The sequence below is a fragment of the Streptomyces sp. NPDC097595 genome, from assembly GCF_044761525.1.
Lineage (GTDB): Bacteria > Actinomycetota > Actinomycetes > Streptomycetales > Streptomycetaceae > Streptomyces > Streptomyces drozdowiczii_A.
Genome location: NZ_JBIWCN010000008.1, coordinates 119,814 through 140,724 on the forward strand (window position 1 = coordinate 119,814; position 20,911 = coordinate 140,724).

Sequence of the window (20,911 nt, forward strand, 5' to 3'; positions counted from 1 at the left end):
CATGGAGGCATGTCCTCTCTCGCCGACACCGCCGCCCTCTTCGCCGACCGCACCCGTGCCGCCTTCTGCGAGGCGCTGCTCGACGGGCGGGCCTGGACGGCCGGCGAGCTGGCCCGGCACGCGGGCGTGAGCGCGTCCACCGCCAGCGAGCAGATCTCTCGCCTCGTCTCCGGCGGTCTGCTGGCCGAGGAGCGCCAGGGCCGGCACCGCTATGTCCGGCTGGCGGGCCCGGAGGCGGCCGCGCTCACCGAGGCGCTTGCCGCGTACGCCCCCGGCACGCCCCGCCCGCGCACCCTGCGCGCCTCGGTCCGCCAGGACGCCGAGGCCCGGGCGCGCACCTGCTACGACCATCTGGCGGGCCGGCTCGGCGTGGACCTGGCGGACGCGATGACCGCGCGCGGCCTGGTCGACACCGGCTCCGGGATCGCCGTCACCCCGGCGGGCCACGCCTGGCTGACCGACACCCTGGACTACCGGCAGCCCGCCGGGGCCCGCCGCCCCCTCGTCCGGAGCTGCCTGGACTGGACCGAGCGCCGCTCCCACCTCGCCGGCGCCCTGGGCGCGGCGCTGTGCACGGCGGCCCTGGAACGCGGCTGGGTCCGCCGCGTCGGCTCGGGGCGCGCGGTGAAGGTGACGCCGGAGGGAACCACGGCGTTCGCGGAACTGCTGGGGGTGGAGGCGTGAGGGGCCGCCCTCTCCGTGGCCGCGTGAGCCGCCCTCAGCGCCAGTCCACCTCCGTGGAGGCGAAGTAGGGCAGCCCCCGGTCGGTCCAGACGCGGCCGTGGTGGGCCAGGCGCTCGCGGTACTCGGCCCACTCCGGCGCGCGCCCGCACCAGGCGGCCTCCGCGACCGAGGCCAGCCGGGGGAGCAGGAGTACGGAGACGTCCTCGAAGCCCTTGAACTTCTCGGCGAAGACCGTGGCCTCCACGCCCGCGATGTTCGCGTCCGGGACCGCGTAGGCGCCCGGGTCCCACTCCGCCGTGTGCCGGACGCCCAGCGGCCGGTATCCGTCGAAGCCGAGCCGGGCGGCCTCGGCGGACTGCTCGGGCGGGGCGAACTCCGTTGCGTACGGGCGGTCCAGGTACAGGTGGGACTGGGGCGAGAGCAGTACGCGCCCGCCGCCCTCGACGGTGCGGCGGAGGTCGTCGTCGGTGGGGGCGAAGAAGTTCTTCAGGGCCGTGATGATCTCCATGGTCCTTCCGGCGGCGACGAGTTCGGGGCGGGCTGCCAGCTCCTCCACCGTGTCCGGGAGGTCCATCATCGCCACGTCCACCCAGTGCTGCGCGATGTCCTCGGGGCCGATCCCGGCGCGTGAGGACTCCTGCCAGGCCACCGGGCGCTTGCCCAGTTCGCGGACGAGGGCGCGCAGTTCGCGTACGGAGGCGTCGAAGCTCTCCGGGGTCGCGCCGAACGCCTCGTCGGCGCCGATGTGCACGTGGGGGCCGGTCGTCAGCGCGCAGACCTCGGTGAGGATACGGGCGACGGCTGCGCGGGTCGCCTTGTCGGTCAGGTCGAGCGGGGGCACGAACGGGAAGCGGTCGGCGAGCCCGGCCGGGGCGGGGGCCGGGGGCAGCCCGGGGACGGCGGCCCGGAGCGTCGCGCAGTGGCCCGGCAGGTCGATCTCGGGGACGACCGTGACGAACCGGCGGGCCGCGTACTCCTGGAGTTCCCGGTACTCGGCGGCCGTGTAGAAGTCCGTGCCCGATGCCGTCAGCGCGGGGGTGCCGGGCAGTTCGATGCGCCAGCCCTCGTTGTCGGTGAGGTGGAGGTGCAGGACGTTGAGCTTGTAGAGCGCGGCGAGGTCGATGATCCGGCGCACCTCGTCCGGCGTGAGGAAGCTGCGGGCCGGGTCGACCATGAGGCCGCGCCAGGCGTAGCGCGGGGCGTCCGTGACTTCCTGGTAGGGGAGTTGGCCGGTGGCGATGAGCTGGAGGGCCGTGGTCGCGCCCCGGAACGCCCCGGCCGGGGTGCGGCCGTGGCACGTGATGCCGTCGGCGTCCACGCGCAGCCGGTAGCCCTCGTCCACCGGCTGCGCGGCCCCGTCGGGGGACACGCCGAGGGGCGGCGCGGACGCCGACTCCTCCAGGGCGAGGACCAGTTCCAGGGGCGCTCCGCCGGGTGCGTCCGGCAGGTGCGGGGCGAGCAGCGCCCGTACGGTTTCGGCCACCTCCACGAGCGCCGGATCGGCCGCCCGTACGTGCCAGGGGCCGGCGGCGGGCAGGGCGCCGGCGGGGGATGACGGTCGGGCGCCGGCGTGCGGAATGACGGCGTTCACAGGCTTCTCCCTGAGGTGTACGCGGTGGGGGCCGGAGCCGGCGGCGTCAGGTTCCGGCGGGCCCGGCCCCCAGGGCATTCGGCGCGGGCGCCGGGGTGAGACCGAACCGGCCGCCTCTTCTCCCGTACCGCTGCCACCTGTACGCTAACACGAAAACCGATCAATGAACGCTTTTTGCGGAGGGGGCGAACGGCCCGCCTCCGGGCGAAAGGAGAACCCGATGGTGCACGAGGCCGGACCCGGTTTCGCCCTGCCGGAAGGCTTCCTCATGGGGGCGTCGACCTCGGCCCACCAAGTCGAGGGCAACAACGTCTCCAGCGACTGGTGGACCCTGGAGAACCACCCGGGGAGCTTCGTCCAGGAGCCCAGCGGGGACGCGGCCGACAGCTTCCACCGCTGGCCCGAGGACATGGACCTGCTGCGCGAACTCGGTTTCGACGCCTACCGGTTCAGCATCGAGTGGGCCCGCGTCGAGCCGGAGCGCGGCCGGATCTCGCGCGCCGCTGTCGCGCACTACCGGGCCATGGTGCGCGGCGCGCTGGAACGCGGGCTGACCCCGGTCGTGACCCTCCACCACTTCACCTCGCCCCGGTGGTTCAGCGACCTCGGCGGCTGGACGGCCCCCGGCGCGGACGAGCTGTTCGCGGCCTACGCGCGCACCTGCGCCGGCATCCTGCGCGAGGGCGTCCGCCATGTCGCCACGATCAACGAGCCCAACATCATGGCCCTGATGTACGCCCTCAAGCGGCATGCGGCCGAGCACGGCTGGGAGAGCGTCGCGCACGGGGCGAACGCCGCCCGCGAGGCCGGGGCCGCCGCCGTCGACCCGGCCTCCTTCGCCCCGGACCCCGAGGTCATCCGGGCCCTGATCCGCGCCCACCGGGCCGCCACCGCCGCGCTGAAGGACACTGTGCCGGGCGTCCTGGTCGGCTGGACCGTGGCCAACCAGGTCTACCAGGCCGAGCCGGGCTGCGAGTCCGCCGCGACCGCCTACGCGTGGCCCCGCGAGGACGTCTTCCTGGAGGCCGCCCGCGAGGACGACTGGATCGGCGTCCAGGCGTACACCCGCCACCGCATCGGCCCCGACGGCACCCTGCCCCCGCCCCCGGGCGCCGAACTGACGCTCACCGGCTGGGAGTTCTATCCCGAGGCGCTCGGTGAGGCGGTCCGGCACACGGCGGAGGTCGTCGGCCCGCACGTGCCGGTCCTGGTCACCGAGAACGGCATCGCCACGGACGACGACGAGCGCCGCACCGCCTACACCGCCCGCGCCCTGGCGAGCCTCGCCGAGGTGATGGCCGAGGGCGTCGACGTACGCGGCTATCTGCACTGGAGCGCCCTCGACAACTACGAGTGGGGGAGCTACCGGCCGACGTTCGGGCTGATCGCGGTCGACCGTGACACCTTCGCCCGCACGCCCAAGGAGTCGGCGCGCTGGCTGGGCGGCCTGTCCCGGGACCGCCGGCTGCCCGCCGGGGCTCCGCTCGGGTCGGTGACCGCGCCCTCCTCGCGTTAGGGTGACCGGCATGGCGAAACGGGGCCCGTACGAGAAGGGCGAGGCCAAGCGCAGCGAGATCCTGCACGCGGCACTGGAGATCTTCGCCGCCGAGGGGTACCGGGGTACCTCCCTGCGGAAGGTGGCGGCGAAGTGCAGCCTCAGCCTGCCCGGACTCATGCACTACTTCGACTCCAAGGAGGACCTGCTCACCCAGGTCCTGCGGATGCGTGACGAGACCGCGCGGGCCCGGCAGGTGGAGCGCGCCGATCCGTACGGCTACCGCGAGATCATCCGGGAGGGCGCCAAGACGCCCGGCCTGGTCGAGCTGTTCGTCTCGATGGCCGCCGCCGCCAGCGACCCGGCCCACCCCGCCCACGCCCACTTCGCCGAGCGCTATCCGGTGGTGCGCGAACGCGTCGCGGACTTCGTCCGGGACGGGATCGAAGAGGGGCGGATCAGCTCCGCGATCCCACCGGAGCGGCTGGCCGTGCTCCTGGTCGCCGTGGCCGACGGCATCCAGCTGCAATGGCTGATCGACCGCTCCACGGACATGGAGCAGCCCATCGAGGACCTGCTCTCGATTCTGGATCCGCGCCCCGCCCCCGAAGGCGCCTGAACAGCGGAAGGAGGAGGGACGGCGCTCCACGGCGCCGTCCCTCCTCCTCGCGTGTCCCGTACGGTCAGAGCGCCGCCGTGCGCGCCTCCACCTCGTCCGCCAGGGCGGGCAGGCTCTCGGGGGACAGCGGGCTCTGCGGGAACTCGCAGATCACGTCGAGCGGCACCCCGGCGAGGAAGCGCAGCATCACGGGATCGGCGAGCGCGCTCGCGGAGTCGTCCGTACGGGCCTTGGCGAACGCGTCCATCAGCACCGGGCCGCCCACCGGGTGCTCGAACCACTCGGCGAGGGTGTTCCGGCCGGTCAGCCGCAGCCCCGAGGGGTCGCCCGCCACGTCGAGCTCCACCTGGGCGCGGAGGTCGCGCGACGAGGCGCCGGCCTCGAAACGGTAGCGCCCGTCCTCCACCTTCCAGCCACCCTCGCGCTCGCTGAAGTACGCCAGATCGTGCCGCGCCACATGCACCGCCACCTCGTCGCTCGCGCCCGGCTCCAGGAACACCGAGGCGAAGCCCCGCAGTTCGCGCACCGGCCGCAGGACGCGTGAACCGTCCGGCCCGCCCACGTACAGCTGCACGACCTCGCGCCCGGCGACCGTGCCGGTGTTGGTGACGGTCAGCGTGACGTGGAAGCCGTCCCCGTCCTCCCGTACGGCCAGGTCCTCGTAGCCGAACGTCGTGTACGACAGGCCGTGGCCGAACGGGAACGCGACCTCGCGGCGCTGCGCGTCGTACCCCCGGTACCCCACGAAGATCCCCTCGCCGTACCGGGCCCTGCCCTCCTCGCCGGGGAACGAGAGGTGGCTCGGGGAGTCCTCCAGGCGCAGCGGGACGGTCTCCGTCAGCTTCCCGGACGGGTTGACAGCGCCGAACAGGACGCGGGCGAGCGCGCCGCCGCCCGCCTGGCCGAGCAGCCAGCCCTCCACGAGCGCGGGCACCCGGTCGTGCCAGGGCGCGGTGCGGACGACCCCGCCGTTGGACAGCACCACGACCGTGCGCGGGTTGACGTCCAGGACCCGCCGCAGCAGCTCGGTCTGGGCGGCGGGCAGGTCCAGATGGTCGCGGTCGAAGCCTTCGGACTCGTCCTGCGCCGGCAGACCGAGGAACAGCACCGCCGTGTCGGACGACTCCGCCAACCGCACTGCCTCGTCCGCGAGTTCGGCGTCCGACGGCCCGTCCTCGGCGCCCGGCAGCGCGTATCCGGCGGCGAACCGCACCTCCGCGCCCGTCGCCAGCTCGCGCAGGCCGTCCAGCGGCACGTCGAGCCGGGTGGGGGTGACCTGCGAGCTGCCCGCGCCCTGGTAGCGGGGCGTACGGGCGAACTCCCCGACGACCGCCAGACTGCCGCGCGCCGGGTCCAGCGGCAGCAGCGCGTCGTCGTTCTTCAGGAGCACCACGCACTGGTCGGCGGCCCGCCCGGCGATGCGGTGCGAGGCGTCCGCGTCGAACGCCACGGATGCCCCGGCGCCGCCCGTCGCGCGGTCGGCGAAGAGGGCGAGGCGTTCGACGGTCCGGTCGAGCACCGCCTCGTCCAGCGCGCCGGACTCCACGGCGGCGGCCACCTCGCGGTCGGTGTGCCCGCCCGGGCCCGGCATCTGGAGGTCCAGGCCGGCGCGGAGGGCGGCGACCCGGTCGCGTACCGCGCCCCAGTCGGAGACGACGATCCCGTCGAAGTCCCACTCGTCGCGCAGGATCTCGGTCAGCAGGCGGGTGTGCTGCGCCACGGGCACGCCGTTGACGCCGTTGTAGGAGGCCATGACGGACCAGGGGTTGTCGCGGCGGACGACGCGTTCGAAGGCGCGCAGATAGATCTCGCGCAGCGGGCGCTCGTCGATGTCGGCGCTGACCCGCATCCGGTCGGTCTCCTGGTTGTTGGCCGCGTAGTGCTTGAGCGACGCCCCGACCCCGGCCTTCTGGAGCCCGCGCACCATCGCGCCGCCCAGCTCCGACGAGACCAGCGGGTCCTCGGAGAAGTACTCGAAGTTCCGGCCGCACAGCGGTGACCGCTTGATGTTGATGCCCGGCCCGAGCACCACGTGCACGCCGTGCGCCACGGCCTCGGCCGCGATGGCGGCGGCGACCTCCTCGGCCAGCTCCGGATTCCAGCTGCTGCCGAGGGCGACGGCGGGCGGGAAGCAGGTCGCGGGCGCCGCGCTGTGCAGGTCGAGCTGGCCGCCGTCGCCGGTCTCCCGGGGCAGCCGCAGCCCGTGCGGGCCGTCGGACATCCGGACGACGGGCAGCCCCGCCGCCTCGGACCCCTCACTGACGAAATCCCCGGAACCGCTGGTCAGAGCGGCCTTCTCGGCGAGCGGGAGGGCGGTGGCGGGGGAGGGGCGGGGGGTGGATCGCTGAGTCATACGAATACCTGTCGGGCTTCCGTGAAGGGGGCGGGGTGCCGGGCGCGAGCGGCGGGCCGTGGCCGTCCGGCGGAGCGAATCGGGGCAAGACGGCATGCGACCCAAAAACGTATGGTGATCGGTTTTCGGTGTCAAGGGTCCCCGCGCGCGGCGTGTGGGACCTCCTCGATCGGCCGGATTTCATTTCGGACGCGGCTCTTGACGGCCAGAAACCGATCACCGTACGGTTTTCGAGCTCGGGCGGTCCGCTCCGATGAGCTCCCTGCTGCTGCCGTCCGTCCCGTCGGCTCCGCTCTCCCCTGAATCGAGGAACGGTCATGTCGGTATCCGGTCGGTCGACCACCCCCGCGCTCCGAGAGCCGGGCCACCCGGCCCGCGCCCCGCGCCTGGCCCTCGCGGCGGCGGCGGCCGTCGCACTGGTGGCGTCCGCCGCGACCCCCGACGACGGCAGCGCCTGCCGCGCCACGATCCCGCTCGCCGAGGGCGACTTCGGCTGGGTCCGGGACAAGGAGAAGCAGCTCGACGCGATGATGGCGCAGCGGGCCGGGACGCGCGGCGCGGGTTACGTCGACACCTACGGCCCGTCCGTCGGGCACGACGCCTGCCAGTCCGCGGGGGTGCGCTGGATCGAACCGGGCGACTCCGCCGAGGGCGCCGGCTTCCACCCGAACGCCTCCGGACACAGGAGCACGGCCGATGCCGTCCTCGCCGCCCTCGGCCACTGACGCCTCAGTCACGCCCCTCCGCCGCGAGGCCGTAGCGGCGGAGGAAGGCGTGGACCTGCTCCGCCATGTCGACCGCTTCAGGTTCCAGCAGCCACTGCGTCTGGAGCCCGTCCATCAGGGCCAGCAACTGCTGCGCCACGGCGGCCGGGTCCTCCCGGACGCCGGACGCCGCGAACAGCTCCGCCAGCAGGCCGGTCACCTCGCGGCGCAGGACCTGGTAGCGCCGTACGAAGTAGAGGTGGGCGGGGTGGTCCGGATCGGACGCCTCCGCCGACAGCTTCGCGTACAGCGCGACCAGGCCCGGTGTCCGGGCGTTGCGGTCGACCACGCCGAGCAGCAGGCGCAGCCGCTCGGCGGGCTCCGGCTCCGGTTCGCCCGGCGCGAGCACACCGGGGAAGAGGCGGCGCGCGTCCAGCTCGTCCCGGAGGCTCAGCACGTCCAGGAGCAGGGCGTCCTTGCCCGGGAAGTGGTGCAGCACCCCGGCGTGGGTGAGCCCGGCGTGGGCCGCGATGTCGCGCAGCGAGACCGCGAGGAAGCCGGAACGGGCGAACAGCTCGGTCGCGGAGTCCAGGATGCGCGCGCGGGTGCGCTCACCCTTCGACAGCCGCCGGGGCGCCTCGGGCGCAAGGTCGGTCACTTCGGTCTCCTGCCGCGATCGGTCCTCGTCCAGCAGAACTTACCGGCTGGTTAATTCCACCGAGCAAAAACCTACCAACTGGTTAATTCCGTGGGTAGGCTCACCGGCAATCTTCGCCGGGGCGGTGCCCCCGGCTCTCCAGACGGAGCGAAAGACATGAGCAGAACTGCCCGAACCGCGACGGTCGCCGCCTGCGTCGCGGCCTCGCTCGCCCTCGCCGGATGCGCCGGCGACAACGGCGGCACCGCGGGCGCCGGATCGTCCACGCTGAACATCGCGACGATGACCCTCCCGCAGAGCCTGGACCCCGCCGTCGCCACCGGCAGCGCCCTGCCGTACTTCCAGGCGGTGTACGACACCCTCATCAAGCGCGAACCCGACGGCACCTTCAGCCCGATGCTCGCCACGGAGTGGACGTACGACAAGGAGCACACCGCGCTCGCGCTGACCCTGCGCAAGGACGTGAAGTTCGCCGACGGGACCGCCTTCGACGGCGCGGCGGTCAAGGCGAACCTGGAGCGCTTCCAGAAGGGCGGCGGCGCCTCCGCGAAGTGGCTCAACGACCTGGAGGCCGTCGACGTCACCGACGCCGCCCACGTCACGCTGAAGCTCAAGCAGCCCAACCCGGCGATGGAGTTCTACCTCAGCGACGCCCCCGGACTGATGGCCAACCCCCAGCAGTTCGCGAAGGCCGACAGCCTCAAGACCACCCCGGACGGCACCGGCCCGTACCGCCTCGACAAGACGCGTACCACCGTCGGCACCAAGTGGTCCTACACCCGCAACGCCGACTACTGGGGCAAGGAACTCCCGTACAAGAACATCAACATCAGCTTCTTCGACAACGAGACCGCCATCACCAACGGCCTCAAGACCGGGCAGATCAACGCGGCGCTCCTCCAGACAGCCGACCAGCAGATCGCCATCGAGTCCGACCCGAAGGTGAAGACGGAGAAGCAGGAGTTCGACTTCCAGGGGCTGCTGCTCTTCGACCGCGACGGCAAGATCACCCCCGCCCTGCGCGACCCGCGCGTGCGCCAGGCGCTCAACTACGCCCTGGACCGGGACACCATGCTCGACCGCATCCGCCAGAACCGCGGCCGGACCACCTCGCAGGTCTTCGGCCCCGAGACCCAGGCGTACGACAAGAAGCTGGACACCTACTACGCGCACGACCCCGCCAAGGCCAAGTCCCTGCTCAAGCAGGCCGGTTACGGGAACGGCTTCACGCTGAAGCTCCCGAGGATCACGGCGATCGTCAACGACGCGCTCGCCGCCTCGCTCCAGTCCGACTTCAAGGCCATCGGCGTGAAGCTCGTCTGGGACACGCTCGACGGCGCCTCGGCCGTCCAGAAGGTGTTCAAGGACCGCCAGTACTCCGGCATGGTCATGAACATGGGCCAGTCCACCTCGGACTGGGCGGCCGCCGACGAGCTCGTCACCCCGGGCGCGTTCAACATGTTCGGTACCACGGACAAGGTGACGCGGAAGCTGCTGCCCGTCCTCAAGGCCGGCAGCGAGGCCGAGGCGAAGTCGGCCGCGCGCGAACTCAACCAACACCTGGTCGAGGACGCGTGGTTCGTCCCCTTCTACCGGATGAGCTATCTGCACGTCTCGGACGGCACCGTGAAGATCGCGCCGCAGTCCGGTATGGCCGTCCCCTCGATCTACAACTACGCGCCCGCCAAGTAGCGCCCCGCGCCGACGGATACCGAGTGTCATGCTGAACTTCATCGCCCGCAGGATCGCCGCCGGAGCCCTGCTCCTGGTCGTGATCTCCTTCCTCACCTACCTGCTGCTGTCCGTCCCGCACATCGACGTGGGCCGGCAACTGCTCGGCGAGAGCGCGTCCCAGAGCGCCATCGACGCCAAGAACGCGTCGCTGGGCCTGGACGACCCGGTGCTCCAGCAGTACGGGAGCTGGCTCGCCCACGCCGTCCGGGGCGACCTCGGCACCTCCTGGTTCACGAGTGAGGACGTGGGCCAGGCCGTCGGCAACCGCCTCCCCGTCACGGCCAGCCTGATGCTCGGCGTCACCGCCGTCACCACGGTCCTCGCCTTCCTGCTGGGCGTGTGGGCCGGGGTGCGGCGCGGCGCCGCCGACCGCTTCGTGCAGGTGCTGGGCGTGGTGGGGTACGCCCTGCCGGGATTCCTGCTCACCCTGGTCCTGGTGCTGGTCTTCGCGGTACGGCTCCGCTGGTTCCCGGCCATCGGCTACACCGGGTTCACCGACTCGCCCAGCGGCTGGCTCTCCACCATCACCCTGCCGGTGCTCTCCCTGTCCGTGGCCTCCGTCGCGGGCGTCTCGCAGCAGGTGCGCGGCGCCGTCATCGACGCCCTGCGGCAGGACTACGTACGCACCCTGCGCGCTCGTGGGCTGCCCGCGTCCCGGATCGTGTTCAAGCACGTCCTGCGCAACGCCTCGGCGCCCGCGCTCTCCGTGCTCGGCATGCAGTTTGTCGGGCTGCTCGGCGGCGCCGTCCTCGTGGAGCAGATCTTCGGGCTCCCCGGCATCGGCTCCATGACCGTCACCTACACCACCCGCGGCGACATCCCCGTGATCATGGCGCTCGTCATGCTCACCGTCGTCGGCGTCGTCCTGATCAACCTCCTGGTCGACATCCTGATCGGCTGGCTCAACCCCAAGGCGAGGGTCGCATGAAGACCGGCCGCACCCTGCGCAAGGTCCTGCGCAACCCCCTCGGCGGGCTCTCCGCCGCCCTGCTCCTGATCGTCGTCGCGGCCGTCCTCCTCGCGCCCGTGATCGCCTCGCAGGACCCGGGCGCCTCGTCACTGAGCGAGGCCTTCGCCGGACCGGCTGGCGGGCACCCCCTCGGCATGGACTCGGCGGGGCGCGACATCCTCGCCCGCGTGCTCTACGGCGGTCGCAACACGCTGGGCGGCGCGCTGCTCGCGCTCGCCATCGCGCTGGTGCTCGGTGTGCCGTCGGGGCTCTTCGCGGGGTACCGGGGCGGCTGGTTCGACTCGGCCGCCAACTGGACGGTCAACCTCGTCATGGCCCTGCCCGCCATGGTCGTGCTGCTCGCCTCCCGCGCCATCCTCGGCCCGGACGTCCACGTCCTGATGATCGTGCTCGGCGTCCTGGTGGCGCCCAGCTTCTTCCGCCTGGTGCGCGGCATCGTCGCCAACGTCCGGGGCGAGCTGTACGTGGACGCCGCGAAGGTCTCCGGACTCTCCGACACGCGCATCGTCGCCCGGCACGTCCTGACCGTCGTACGCGGACCCATCATCATCCAGATCGCCCTGGTCGCCGGCATCGCGATCGCCCTCCAGGCCGGCCTGGAATTCCTCGGCGTCGGCAGCGGATCGTCCGCGACCTGGGGCGCCATGCTCAACGAGGCGTTCCAGAACATCCAGCGCGCGCCCCGGCTCATCCTCTGGCCCGGACTCGCCCTCGGCCTCACCAACTGCGCGCTCGTCCTGCTCGCCGGAGCCGTACGCGATGCCCTGGAGGAACAGGCGCCCCGGCCCGCCCGCCGCCGGCGCACCGGGCCCGCCGAGGCCCCGGCCCAGGTCGCGGAGTCCACCGCCCCGCGTGCCGAACTGCTCTCCGTGCGCGGCCTCACCGTCGCCTACGCCCGGCCCGACGGCAGCGACAAGGAGGTCGTGCACGGCATCGACCTCGATGTGCGCCCCGGCGAAATCGTCGGCCTGGTCGGCGAGTCCGGCTCCGGGAAGACCCAGACCGCGTTCTCCGTCCTGGGCCTGCTGCCCGAGGGCGGACGCGTCACGCACGGCAGCATCACGGTCAACGGCCGGGAGACGGCGGGCCTGCGGGAACGCGACCACCGCGCGCTGCGCGGCCGCACCCTCGCGTACGTACCGCAGGAACCCATGAGCAATCTCGACCCCGCCTTCACCATCGGCAGCCAGCTCATGGAGCCCGTACGCCACCACCTCGGACTCGGCCGCAAGGAGGCCGCCGAGCGCGCCCGCGAGTTGTTGCGCCTGGTCGAGATCCCCGACCCGGACCGCACCCTGCGCCTCTACCCGCACGAGATCTCCGGCGGCATGGCCCAGCGCGTCCTGATCGCCGGCGCCATGTCCTGCGACCCCGACCTCCTCATCGCCGACGAGCCCACCACCGCGCTCGACGTCCGCGTCCAGGCCGAAGTGCTCGCCCTGCTGCGCCGGCTGCGGGACGAACGCGGCCTCGGCGTCCTCCTGGTGACCCACAACCTCGGGGTCGTCGCCGACCTCTGCGACCGGGTCGCCGTGATGAACGCCGGCCGCATCGTGGAGACCGGCACCACCGAACAGATCCTCGGAGCCCCGCAGGACCCGTACACCCGCACCCTGCTCGCGGCCGTCCTCGACGACGAACCGGCCCGCGCCCCATGGCAGCCCCGAGAAGCAAGGACCGTCACCGCATGAAGACCCCAGACGCCGCAGCGCCCGACGCCGCCGCCGACGCGGACGCCCTGCTCGCCGTGCGGGACCTGCGGGTCTCCTTCCCCGGCAAGGGGCGGCGCGCCCCGGAGACCGAGGTCCTCAAGGGCGTCGGCCTCTCCGTCAGGCCCGGGGAGACCCTGGGTTTGGTCGGCGAGTCCGGCTCCGGCAAGTCCACCATCGGGCGCGCGGTCCTCGGGCTCGTCCCGGTGCGCTCCGGCACGGTCACCTTCGACGGCGAGCGCATCGAGCACGCCACCGCCCGCCGCCGCAGGGCCCTCAGCCGCGACCTCCAGGTGATCTTCCAGGACCCGTACACCTCCCTGAACCCGTCCCGCACCATCGGGGACACCCTCGCCGAGCCGCTGATCGGGCAGGGCACGGGGGCGCGGGAGGCCCGGGGGAGGGTCGCCGGGCTGCTGGAGCGGGTCCATCTGCCGGCCGACGCGGCGGACCGGCTGCCCCGGGAGTTCTCCGGGGGCCAGCGGCAGCGGGTCGCGATCGCCCGGGCGCTGGCCCTGCGGCCCCGGCTGGTCATCTGCGACGAACCGGTGTCCGCGCTGGACCTGACGACCCAGCGCACGGTGCTCGACCTGCTCCTGGAGATCCAGGAGGAGACGGGGGTCGCGTACCTCTTCGTCTCGCACGACCTGGCCGTCGTGCGCTTCATGAGCCACCGCGTGTCGGTCATCCACCGGGGCGGGATCGTGGAGTCGGGCGACGCCGCGACGGTCACCTCCGCACCGCGCCACGCCTACACGCGCACCCTGCTGCTCGCCTCGCCGGTGGCGGACGTGGCCGAGCAGCGCAGGCGGCGCGCGGCAGCCGAGGCCGCGGCGGGACCGGGCTGACCTGCGGGGACACGGACGAATCGGGGCGCTCACCGGGCGCCCCGTTCGCGTGTCCGGGGGCTCTTCGGGTCGGACCGCTATCGGCTACTCAGGGTACTTGTCGCACTTTTCAGAGTGTTACGCGGCATTTATCCCGTGCGTCATGGCATCTCTTAGGTCGATCGATTGATCAGTACGACAATCATCCCGGCTCGAAGGAGTTCAGCATGCGTATTTCCGCTTCTGTCCGTGCCCGCAGCGTTCGCGCGGGCACCGTCGCGGCCGCCGTGGTCGCGGCCGCCGCCGCCACGCTGGGCGGGGCGTCGGCCGCATTCGCCGCCCCCGGCGACAGCGGTGACATCGACATCCGCTCCGGCGGCTGGGCGGCGCGCGGCGGTGACGGCAACGAGGTCTGCAAGTTCGTCCTCCAGGCCAGCAACTTCGGTGACATGCCGGCCGTGCCGTGGACCATCACCGCGCAGCCCCCGACCGTTCCGCCGGGGGACACGCTCGCCAGCACCCTTCCCCTGGTGAACGGCTCGGCGCGCAGCCAGGAGTACCTGCTCCCCGAGGGCACGTACCAGCTGGTGTGGATCGTTCCGTCCGGCCCGAAGAACAAGGCGTTCAAGGTCAACTGCACCAAGCCGGCCGGTAACAACGGCTCCGGCAACAACGCCGAGCGCGGCTCCGCCGCTTCGGGCTCCGAGTCGGGCTACGAGCAGCCGTCCGGCGGTGTGCCCGCCGGTGGCGGCGGCGTCCCGGACATGGAGGGTGTCAGCTCCGAGAGCGACTCGAACGTCGGGACCACCGCCGCGCTCGCGGCCGGCGCCGCCGGAGCCGCCGGGCTGATCATGGTCCGCCGAGCCGCACGCCGCCGTGCCCGCAACGAGGCATAACCCGCGCAGAAGACGCCGACGGGGCCCGAGCCGGGCGTGTCGTCTCACGATGACATTGAGCGTGACCTCCTCGCTGGTGGCCGGCATCGTCTGGGCGAGTTCCGACTCGCCCGACGATCCGGTCGCCGCCGCCCACGGCAACGACGCCGCGGGCGGCGGTGACCGGCCGGTCACCCACGCACCCCTGTCGCCGTCGCGCCCGGTGAAGGTCGCGGTGCCCGCCATCTTCATCGAGGCGCCGGTCACCGGCCTCGGGCTCGACAAGAAGGGGCACCTCGGGGCCCCGCCCATGAGCAGACCCCGGGAGGTGGGCTGGTACCGCGACGGGCCCTCGCCCGGCGAGAAGGGCACCTCGCTGATCGTCGGCCACCGCGACACGGAGACCGGACCGGCGATCTTCCTCAACCTCAACGCCCTGCACAAGGGCGACAAGGTCACCGTCACCCGGGCCGACAAGCAGACCGCGGTCTTCACGGTCGACGCGGTCGAGACGTACACGAAGGACAAGTTCCCCGACGACAAGGTGTACGGCAGCACCGGCCGTGCGGAGCTCCGCCTGATGACGTGCGGCGGACGCTTCAACAAGAAGGACGGCTACGCGGCCAACGTCGTCGTCTTCGCCCACCTCACGTCACTCAAGAAGCAGAAGGCCTGAACTCATGAAGCAGAAGGCCTGACGGGCCCTCACCCCGCCGCCGGCTCCCGTACGGCGAAGGCGTTCAGGGCCAGGGACAGGCTCGCGGTGAGCCGCCGCGCGTACGGGACGTGCAGCGACTCGTTCGGGCCGTGGGCGTTCGCCCCCGGGCCCAGCACCCCGCAGGCCAGGAACTGGGCCCCGGGGAACCGCCGGGACAGCTTCCCCATCAGCGGGATCGTGCCGCCCTGCCCGATCCGGGCGACGTCCGCCCCCTCGAAGCAGGCCCGGCTCGCCCCGGAGAGCGCGGCGCTCAGCCACGGCTCCTCGGCGGGCGCCTGCCAGCCGTCCGCGAGGACCCGGTCGGGCGTGAAGCGGACCGCCGCGCCGTACGGCGGGTCCGCCTCCAGGAGTCTGCCCAGCTCCGCGACGGCCGCCGCAGCGTCCACCGTCGGCGGCAGCCGCAGTGCCAGCTTCACCCGGGTGTGCGGGCGCAGCACGTTGCCGGCCGAGGCGACCGGGGGCAGCCCGTCCGCCCCGGTGACCTCCAGGCTGGGGCGCCACGCCCGGTTGAGCAGCAGCTCCCCGGGGTCGTCGGCCATGGCCGAGGTGTCCCCGTACCAGTCGAAGCGCTCCTGGACCCGGTCGCCGAGGAGCCTTGCGGCCGTAAGGGTCTGCTCCAGGCGCTCCGGCGGGATCACGCCGTGCAGGACGGTGGGGCGCAGCATGCCCGTCGCCCCGTCCTCCACGCGGTCGAGCAGCTGCCGCAGCACCCGGAACGATGACGGCACCACGCCCCCGGCGTCCCCGGAGTGCGCGCCGTTGCCGAGGACCCGCACGTCGAGTGTCCCGCCGCAGGCCCCGCGCAACGACGTGACCAGCCACAGCCGTTCGTAGTCGCCCGCGCCCGAGTCCAGGCAGACCACGAGGCCCACCTCGCCGATCCGGTCCGCCAGCACCCCGAACCAGTGGTCCAGGTCCGGGCTGCCGGACTCCTCCCCGGCCTCGAACACCCCGACGCACCGGGGCCGGGCCGCGCCCTGCCCGGCCAGCGCCCGGATCGCGGTCACCGACGCGGGCAGCGCGTACCCGTCGTCGGCGCCGCCGCGCCCGTACAGCCGGGTGCCGTCGAAGGACGGCTCCCACGCGGTGCGTCCCCCGGTCCAGCCCTCGCCCTCGGGCTGCTTGTCGAGGTGGCCGTAGAAGAGGACGGTCTCCTCGGACCGGGTGCCCGCGCCGGGGACCTCGAAGAAGATCAGTGGCGTACGGCCGGGGGCGCGCAGGACCTCGGTGCGCAGGCCCGGCAGCTCCACCGCGCCCAGCCAGGCCGCCGCCGCGTCGACGGCCCGGTCCAGGTGCCCGCGGGCCTCCCACTCGGGGTCGTACGCGGGACTGACCGCCGGGACCCGGATGTGGTCCCGGACCAGCGGAAGCACCTCGGTCTCCCACTGCGCGTCGCAGAACTCCCGTACGGGGACGGGGTCGGCGAGGAACGGCTCGGACACCGGCTCAGACATGGGTGAGCGCCTTCACGTCGGGCGCGAACTCGATGCCGAGCAGCGCCTCGACGGGGGCGTACACCTCGGGCATGTACATCGTCGGCGACAGCAGCAGGTGCTCCGCCGGGGCGACCAGGACCTCGATCCGCTGCCCCACCGCGACATCGGCGGAGGCGAGCGGCTGCCCCGCCTCGTCGAACGTCGTGATCAGGTCCGGGAACGCGGCACGGCGGCCGCCGGACAGGTCGAGCGCCATGTACTCGTTGACGAAGTGCAGCGTGGTGCCGTCGGCGTCGTCCAGCACGGCGACGCCCACGTCCAGGCCCTCGCGCTGTTCGCAGCGGTACTCGCGCACGGTCCCCGCCGCGGCGATCTCGCCGCCCAGCTGCGCGGCCGCGCCGGCCGGCCCCTCGGCCAGGAAGCGGTGCCCCAGCTCGATCGCGAAGCCGATGGCGCCCGGGGCGCCGTTGCGGACGGCGTAACCGACCTCGACCGGGTTGCGGGCGACGCCCACCCAGCCGCCCGCCTCCACGGACGCGCGGCGGACCACGTTCGACGTCGCGTCGAGGCGGCCGGACACGGCCCCCTCGACGTAGACGTGCGGCTTGCCGCCCGCGTAACCCTGGCTGGAGCGGTAGCCCTCGCGGCGGTGCAGGCCCATCGCGCCCATCTGGCTGGAGGGGTGGGCGCGGCCGTTGCACGCGAGGTCGATGACGGGCAGGCCGGTGAGCGCGGAGTGGAACCAGCCGTTGATCGTGGTCTCGGCGCCGTTCTCGTTGGTGTGCAGCGCGACCAGGTCGGACGGCAGCTCGCGGCGCAGCAGTTCCAGCGCGCGCACCAGGTGCGTCGGCAGCACCTGCGGGTCGGGTGCGGCGGGGGCGCCGACCAGGGCCACGGTCGCGGTCAGGTCGTCGTCCGCGAACTCGTCGGCGCTCCACAGCTCGGGCGTGCCGACCTGGAGGGCCAGCTCGGCGGTGCGCAGGCCCCGCTCCACGAAGCCGCCGCCGCCTCCGCCGAGTACGGCACCGCCGTACACGGCCGCGCGGATGTCGTCATGGGTCAGCTGTCGCTTCACGGGTTCTCCCAGGGTGGTGCTGTGCGGGTGGTACGAGGGGATGGAGTGGGGTCCGGCTACTTGGCGGCCTTGAACACGCCGTTGCCGAAGGAGTAGAGGGCGTCACCGGCGATGGCACCGCCGGCCAGGACCTCCAGGTCGCTCTTGACGTCCTTGCCGAAGAGGCGCGGGGCGACGACGCGAACGGCGATGCCGGCGGCGACCATCCAGCCGGCCATCGGGGTCGTGATGAGGAGCCCGGTCGCGAGGAGGATGCCGAGCTGGCGCTTCGAGCCGCCGATGAGCTGCACGATCGCGCCCGGGACCGCCCACAGCGCGAGGTGCTTCGCGGTCTCGACGGACGGGCCCGCCTTGATCGCGGCGACGTACGCGGCGTCGATCGGCGCGGTCTGTCCGTTGTCGAAGAAGATCCGGTACGAGACGAGCACGACGACGATCGCGACGCCGAAGCCGATCATCGCGGCGATCAGCTGCTGGCGGCGGCCCTCCAGTTCGAACGCCGGGTCCACGTTCTCGCCACGCAGCAGATAGCCGGCCTTGAGGTCGTAGCCCATGTCGGCGAAGGCCGGACCGGTCGCGGCGGTGAAGCCGGACAGCACGACCAGCGCCTCGGCCGGGAAGCCGATGAGGATGCCGAGCAGCAGCGTGATCAGGGCGATGGCGAAGGCCGGGAACCAGCCGGAGTGCATGGAAGCGATGCCCACCAGCAGCTCGTGCAGGAACGCCGCGACGGTCGCGTACAGCAGGAAGCCGACCAGCATGCCGGGGCTCATGTGCGTGGCCGCGCCGGTGCCGAAGGCCAGCAGCACCGAGATGACGAGGTAGGCGCCGAATCCGAGGCGCATCGAGCGGCCCAGCCGTCGGGCGCCCTCGCCGGAGTCCTCCGCCGCAGCGGTCGCGGGGGCCTGTGCCGCGTTCGCGCGCCGGGCATCGAGGACGGTTCGCCCGACCTGGACGAGGGCGACGAGACCGGCGCCGATCATCATGCCGTGCGGCAGGTACATCCCGTTCAGGTCGAGGCCGAACAGCGGGTCCGCGTACTGGCTGAACAGCAGGCCGACGCCGAACGCGGCCATCGCGGCGAAACCGCCGATCAGGGCCACACCGAACGCCGACATCGGCAGCGCGAACACCGCGCCCACCAGGCCGGTCAGCAGACCGAGACCGAGCACCTTGGCGCGTCGGCCGCCCTCGTCGCCCGCCTTGATCGCCTCGGCGGCGGCCAGCCCCGGCGGCCAGGGGTTTCGCGCCGGGAAAGCCGGGGTGTCGTACATCCGGTACAGCAGCCAGGCGTCGACCAGCATCGCGGCGGACACCCCGATCAGCATCGGGATGATCATGTCGTCCATCCCGAACAGGTACGGGATGCCGATCGGCAGGAACAGGCTGTTCGCGGCGCCGAAGGTGGCCGAGGAGATGCTCGTCTGCGCCAGGTTCTGCGCGTGCACCGAGCGGAAGCCGCGCAGCGCGACGAGCGGCACGCGGGCCAGCGTCATCGCGGCCAGCGCGCCGATCAGCGAGGTGCTGGGCGTGACGCCGAGGGTGGCGAGCAGCTGCACACCGACGACCGCGCCGAACACGCTGAGCACCACGGTCAGGATCAGGTTGCCGGGCGCGAGGGCGCGGGGGTGGCGCGCTCCGTCGGGCGCGGGGTGCGGGGCGTCGGTGACGGCCCGGTTCGTCGCGTCGGTGCTCATGGATCTCCGGTGCTTCCGTGCGGGGCGGCGTCTCCGCCGCTCCAGGAGTTCCAAAATATGGAACCATGTGTGAATATCTGGATGTGCTGGATCATCTCCGCGGCACGCCCGCCCGTCAAGGGGGTGGGCGGCGGTCTCGGTATGTGGGCGCCCCTTACGATCGGAACGCACGGGCCCGGGGCCCGGGGGAGGCAGGAGAACGGTGAGCACACTCGCCAACGCGCGGGACGTCCTGCGGCTGCTGGCGCGCCTTCAGCGCGACCTGACCGTGACGGATGTGGCGGGCGCCCTCGACCTGCCGAAGAGCTCCGTGTCACGGACGCTGAGCATGATGGCCGACTACGGCTTCCTGGACCGCGACCCGGTGAGCCGCGCCTACCGGCCCGGCGAACTCGTCATGGAAGCCTCGTACCACTTCCGCGCCTCCCGCTCCACGGCCTCGCTCCTGGAGGAGGAGCTGGCCGGGCTGGTCGCCGACATCGGCTACACCGGTTACGTGGATGTGCTCGACGGCGCCGAATCGCTGGTGCTGCACATGCGGATCGGCACCGTCGGCGCCCTCCAGGCGTACACCCCGGCGGGCACCCGCGCCCCCGCCTACGCCAGCTCCATGGGCCGCGCCCTGCTGGCCCGCCTGGACGACGCGCAGGTGCTGCGGCTGGTCGACGCCCGCCTGGAACAGGCCACCGGATCGGCCCCCCGCACCCCCGGTGAGCTGGTCTCCTCGCTGGCCCGGGTGCGCGCCGACGGCTGGGAGTCCTCACGCGGCGAGTTCGTGCCCAACGTCGCGGGCATCTCCGCCGCCGTCGTGGACAGCGATACGGGGCAGGTCTTCGGCATAGGGATCGCCCTGCCCGCCCCCGAGCTGCGCCACGAGAACGAGGCCCGCTTCGGGCGCGCGGTGCGCGACGCCGCCCGGCGCGTGGGCAAGCGGATCGGCGATCCGTACTGGCTGCGGTACGTGGCCGAGTAGGCCCTGGCCCGGGGCAGTCGCTCAGGCGAGCAGCGGCCCCAGCATCGCCCCCACCACCGCGCCCGGCGTCAGCACCGGGGCGGTGATCCCGGCCGCGCGGAGCGCTTCCCGGTGCCGGGTCCCGTATCCCATGCAGTCGAGCACCAGCGCCTCCGCCCCCGCGTCCAGGTGGGCGCGGGCCGCCGCGCACAGGGCGCCGTCGTCGTCGGCGTACGGCGGGGCCGTGGTGAACGCCGGGGCCGGGTCCAGCGCCCGCCACTTCGTCCGGGCCTCCGCCACCTGCTCCGGCAGCGGCACGACGACCCCGACCCGGGCGCCCCGCAGCGCCGCGCCCACGTACCCCGTGAGCAGCGCGTCCGGCTCGACCAGTCGCGCCCGCCGGGTCCGCAGCCCCGGGAACTCCCCGGTGCACAGGAGCACCACGACGTCCGCCCCTTCCGCCTCCACCCGCTCCAGGAGGGCGGCGAGCCCGGCCCCGACAGCGTCGGCGTCCAGGGTCACGGAGGTCCCGTCGGTCAGCCGGCTCAGCAGCGTCGCCCGCCCGGCCACCGCCCCGAACCGCGCCTCCACCTCCGCCCGGCCGAGCCCGTCGAGGACCCCCGCATGCCGTATCCGGGCGCTGGGCGGCAGCTCCGCCTCGATGGCCACGGAGAGATCGGGGCGGGGGGACTGGCCGATGGTCAGGAAGGTCACGGTGTGCACGGGGCTGCCTCGCTTCGACGTTGTTCCGGATATTGGAAGTCGGTTGCCTTTTCCGGAACAACGTAGTGCCGGGCCCAGCCCGTCCGGCAGG

General features: G+C 73.0%; 18 protein-coding genes. 11 read left to right on the forward strand and 7 right to left on the reverse strand.

The genetic code is table 11. The features are described from left to right. The first annotated feature begins 9 nt into the window (after positions 1-9). A complete protein-coding gene (locus ACIQZN_RS14850) occupies positions 10-684 on the forward strand; it encodes a winged helix-turn-helix domain-containing protein (protein WP_403992643.1) in 675 nt (224 codons plus the stop codon). A gap of 34 nt (positions 685-718) precedes the next feature. On the opposite strand, the gene ACIQZN_RS14855 is transcribed toward ACIQZN_RS14850, so the two are convergent. Continuing rightward, the gene (locus tag ACIQZN_RS14855) at positions 719-2,275 is read right to left on the reverse strand and encodes a family 20 glycosylhydrolase (RefSeq protein ID WP_403992645.1); all 1,557 of its coding nucleotides are present in this window, start codon (positions 2,273-2,275) and stop codon (positions 719-721) included. A 220-nt stretch (positions 2,276-2,495) separates the two neighbouring features. Between ACIQZN_RS14855 and ACIQZN_RS14860 the strand changes: the two genes are divergently transcribed. Together ACIQZN_RS14860 and ACIQZN_RS14865 are read left to right on the forward strand one after the other, a co-directional pair. Beyond that, positions 2,496-3,791: a glycoside hydrolase family 1 protein gene (locus ACIQZN_RS14860; protein ID WP_403992648.1), complete on the forward strand. Its 1,296-nt coding sequence runs from the start codon at positions 2,496-2,498 to the stop codon at positions 3,789-3,791. 10 nt (positions 3,792-3,801) lie between these two features. Beyond that, complete coding sequence (locus ACIQZN_RS14865; RefSeq protein ID WP_403992651.1) at positions 3,802-4,389, forward strand: TetR/AcrR family transcriptional regulator; 588 nt, start codon at positions 3,802-3,804, stop codon at positions 4,387-4,389. Positions 4,390-4,453: 64 nt separating this feature from the next. On the opposite strand, the gene ACIQZN_RS14870 is transcribed toward ACIQZN_RS14865, so the two are convergent. Beyond that, positions 4,454-6,742, reverse strand: a complete 2,289-nt coding sequence (locus ACIQZN_RS14870; protein ID WP_403992654.1) for a glycoside hydrolase family 3 C-terminal domain-containing protein — start codon at positions 6,740-6,742, stop codon at positions 4,454-4,456. A 317-nt stretch (positions 6,743-7,059) separates the two neighbouring features. Here ACIQZN_RS14870 and ACIQZN_RS14875 point away from each other — a divergent pair, with 317 nt between their 5' ends. After that, on the forward strand, positions 7,060-7,467 hold the full coding sequence (locus tag ACIQZN_RS14875) for a hypothetical protein (protein WP_403992657.1): 408 nt from the start codon (positions 7,060-7,062) through the stop codon (positions 7,465-7,467). A gap of 4 nt (positions 7,468-7,471) precedes the next feature. Here the strand turns inward: ACIQZN_RS14875 and ACIQZN_RS14880 are convergent, their stop codons facing one another. Further along, complete coding sequence (locus ACIQZN_RS14880; RefSeq protein WP_403992660.1) at positions 7,472-8,104, reverse strand: TetR/AcrR family transcriptional regulator; 633 nt, start codon at positions 8,102-8,104, stop codon at positions 7,472-7,474. Between the two features lie 156 nt (positions 8,105-8,260). On the opposite strand from ACIQZN_RS14880, the gene ACIQZN_RS14885 reads away from it, so the two are divergent. The 6 genes from ACIQZN_RS14885 (at position 8,261) to ACIQZN_RS14910 (ending at position 14,895) form a co-directional block, all read left to right on the forward strand. Continuing rightward, the gene (locus tag ACIQZN_RS14885; protein WP_403992663.1) at positions 8,261-9,796 is read left to right on the forward strand and encodes an ABC transporter substrate-binding protein; all 1,536 of its coding nucleotides are present in this window, start codon (positions 8,261-8,263) and stop codon (positions 9,794-9,796) included. Positions 9,797-9,824: 28 nt separating this feature from the next. Beyond that, complete coding sequence (locus ACIQZN_RS14890; protein ID WP_403992666.1) at positions 9,825-10,766, forward strand: ABC transporter permease; 942 nt, start codon at positions 9,825-9,827, stop codon at positions 10,764-10,766. Continuing rightward, positions 10,763-12,499 carry a dipeptide/oligopeptide/nickel ABC transporter permease/ATP-binding protein gene (locus tag ACIQZN_RS14895; protein ID WP_403992669.1) on the forward strand — a complete coding sequence of 579 codons (1,737 nt, stop codon included), beginning with the start codon at positions 10,763-10,765 and terminating at the stop codon, positions 12,497-12,499. Before ACIQZN_RS14890 ends, ACIQZN_RS14895 begins: the two co-directional genes overlap by 4 nt. Continuing rightward, on the forward strand, positions 12,496-13,365 hold the full coding sequence (locus ACIQZN_RS14900) for an ABC transporter ATP-binding protein (RefSeq protein ID WP_403992672.1): 870 nt from the start codon (positions 12,496-12,498) through the stop codon (positions 13,363-13,365). Before ACIQZN_RS14895 ends, ACIQZN_RS14900 begins: the two co-directional genes overlap by 4 nt. A 206-nt stretch (positions 13,366-13,571) precedes the next feature. Further along, positions 13,572-14,240 carry a hypothetical protein gene (locus ACIQZN_RS14905; protein WP_403992675.1) on the forward strand — a complete coding sequence of 223 codons (669 nt, stop codon included), beginning with the start codon at positions 13,572-13,574 and terminating at the stop codon, positions 14,238-14,240. Positions 14,241-14,289: 49 nt separating this feature from the next. After that, positions 14,290-14,895, forward strand: coding sequence for a class F sortase (locus ACIQZN_RS14910; protein WP_403992677.1), 606 nt, complete (start codon positions 14,290-14,292; stop codon positions 14,893-14,895). Between the two features lie 29 nt (positions 14,896-14,924). On the opposite strand, the gene ACIQZN_RS14915 is transcribed toward ACIQZN_RS14910, so the two are convergent. The 3 genes from ACIQZN_RS14915 to ACIQZN_RS14925 are packed head-to-tail and all read right to left on the reverse strand — an operon-like array spanning position 14,925 to position 19,145. Further along, entirely contained in the window at positions 14,925-16,391 is a 1,467-nt protein-coding gene (locus ACIQZN_RS14915) for a M20/M25/M40 family metallo-hydrolase (RefSeq protein WP_403992680.1), read from the reverse strand. Beyond that, positions 16,384-17,448: a DUF917 family protein gene (locus tag ACIQZN_RS14920; RefSeq protein WP_403992683.1), complete on the reverse strand. Its 1,065-nt coding sequence runs from the start codon at positions 17,446-17,448 to the stop codon at positions 16,384-16,386. The genes ACIQZN_RS14915 and ACIQZN_RS14920 overlap by 8 nt, the downstream gene beginning before the upstream one ends. Positions 17,449-17,504: 56 nt before the next feature. After that, positions 17,505-19,145: an OPT/YSL family transporter gene (locus ACIQZN_RS14925; protein WP_403992686.1), complete on the reverse strand. Its 1,641-nt coding sequence runs from the start codon at positions 19,143-19,145 to the stop codon at positions 17,505-17,507. 202 nt (positions 19,146-19,347) lie between these two features. Here ACIQZN_RS14925 and ACIQZN_RS14930 point away from each other — a divergent pair, with 202 nt between their 5' ends. After that, the gene (locus ACIQZN_RS14930) at positions 19,348-20,118 is read left to right on the forward strand and encodes an IclR family transcriptional regulator (RefSeq protein WP_403992689.1); all 771 of its coding nucleotides are present in this window, start codon (positions 19,348-19,350) and stop codon (positions 20,116-20,118) included. Between the two features lie 21 nt (positions 20,119-20,139). Here the strand turns inward: ACIQZN_RS14930 and ACIQZN_RS14935 are convergent, their stop codons facing one another. After that, entirely contained in the window at positions 20,140-20,820 is a 681-nt protein-coding gene (locus ACIQZN_RS14935; RefSeq protein ID WP_403992692.1) for an AroM family protein, read from the reverse strand. Positions 20,821-20,911: the final 91 nt, after the last annotated feature.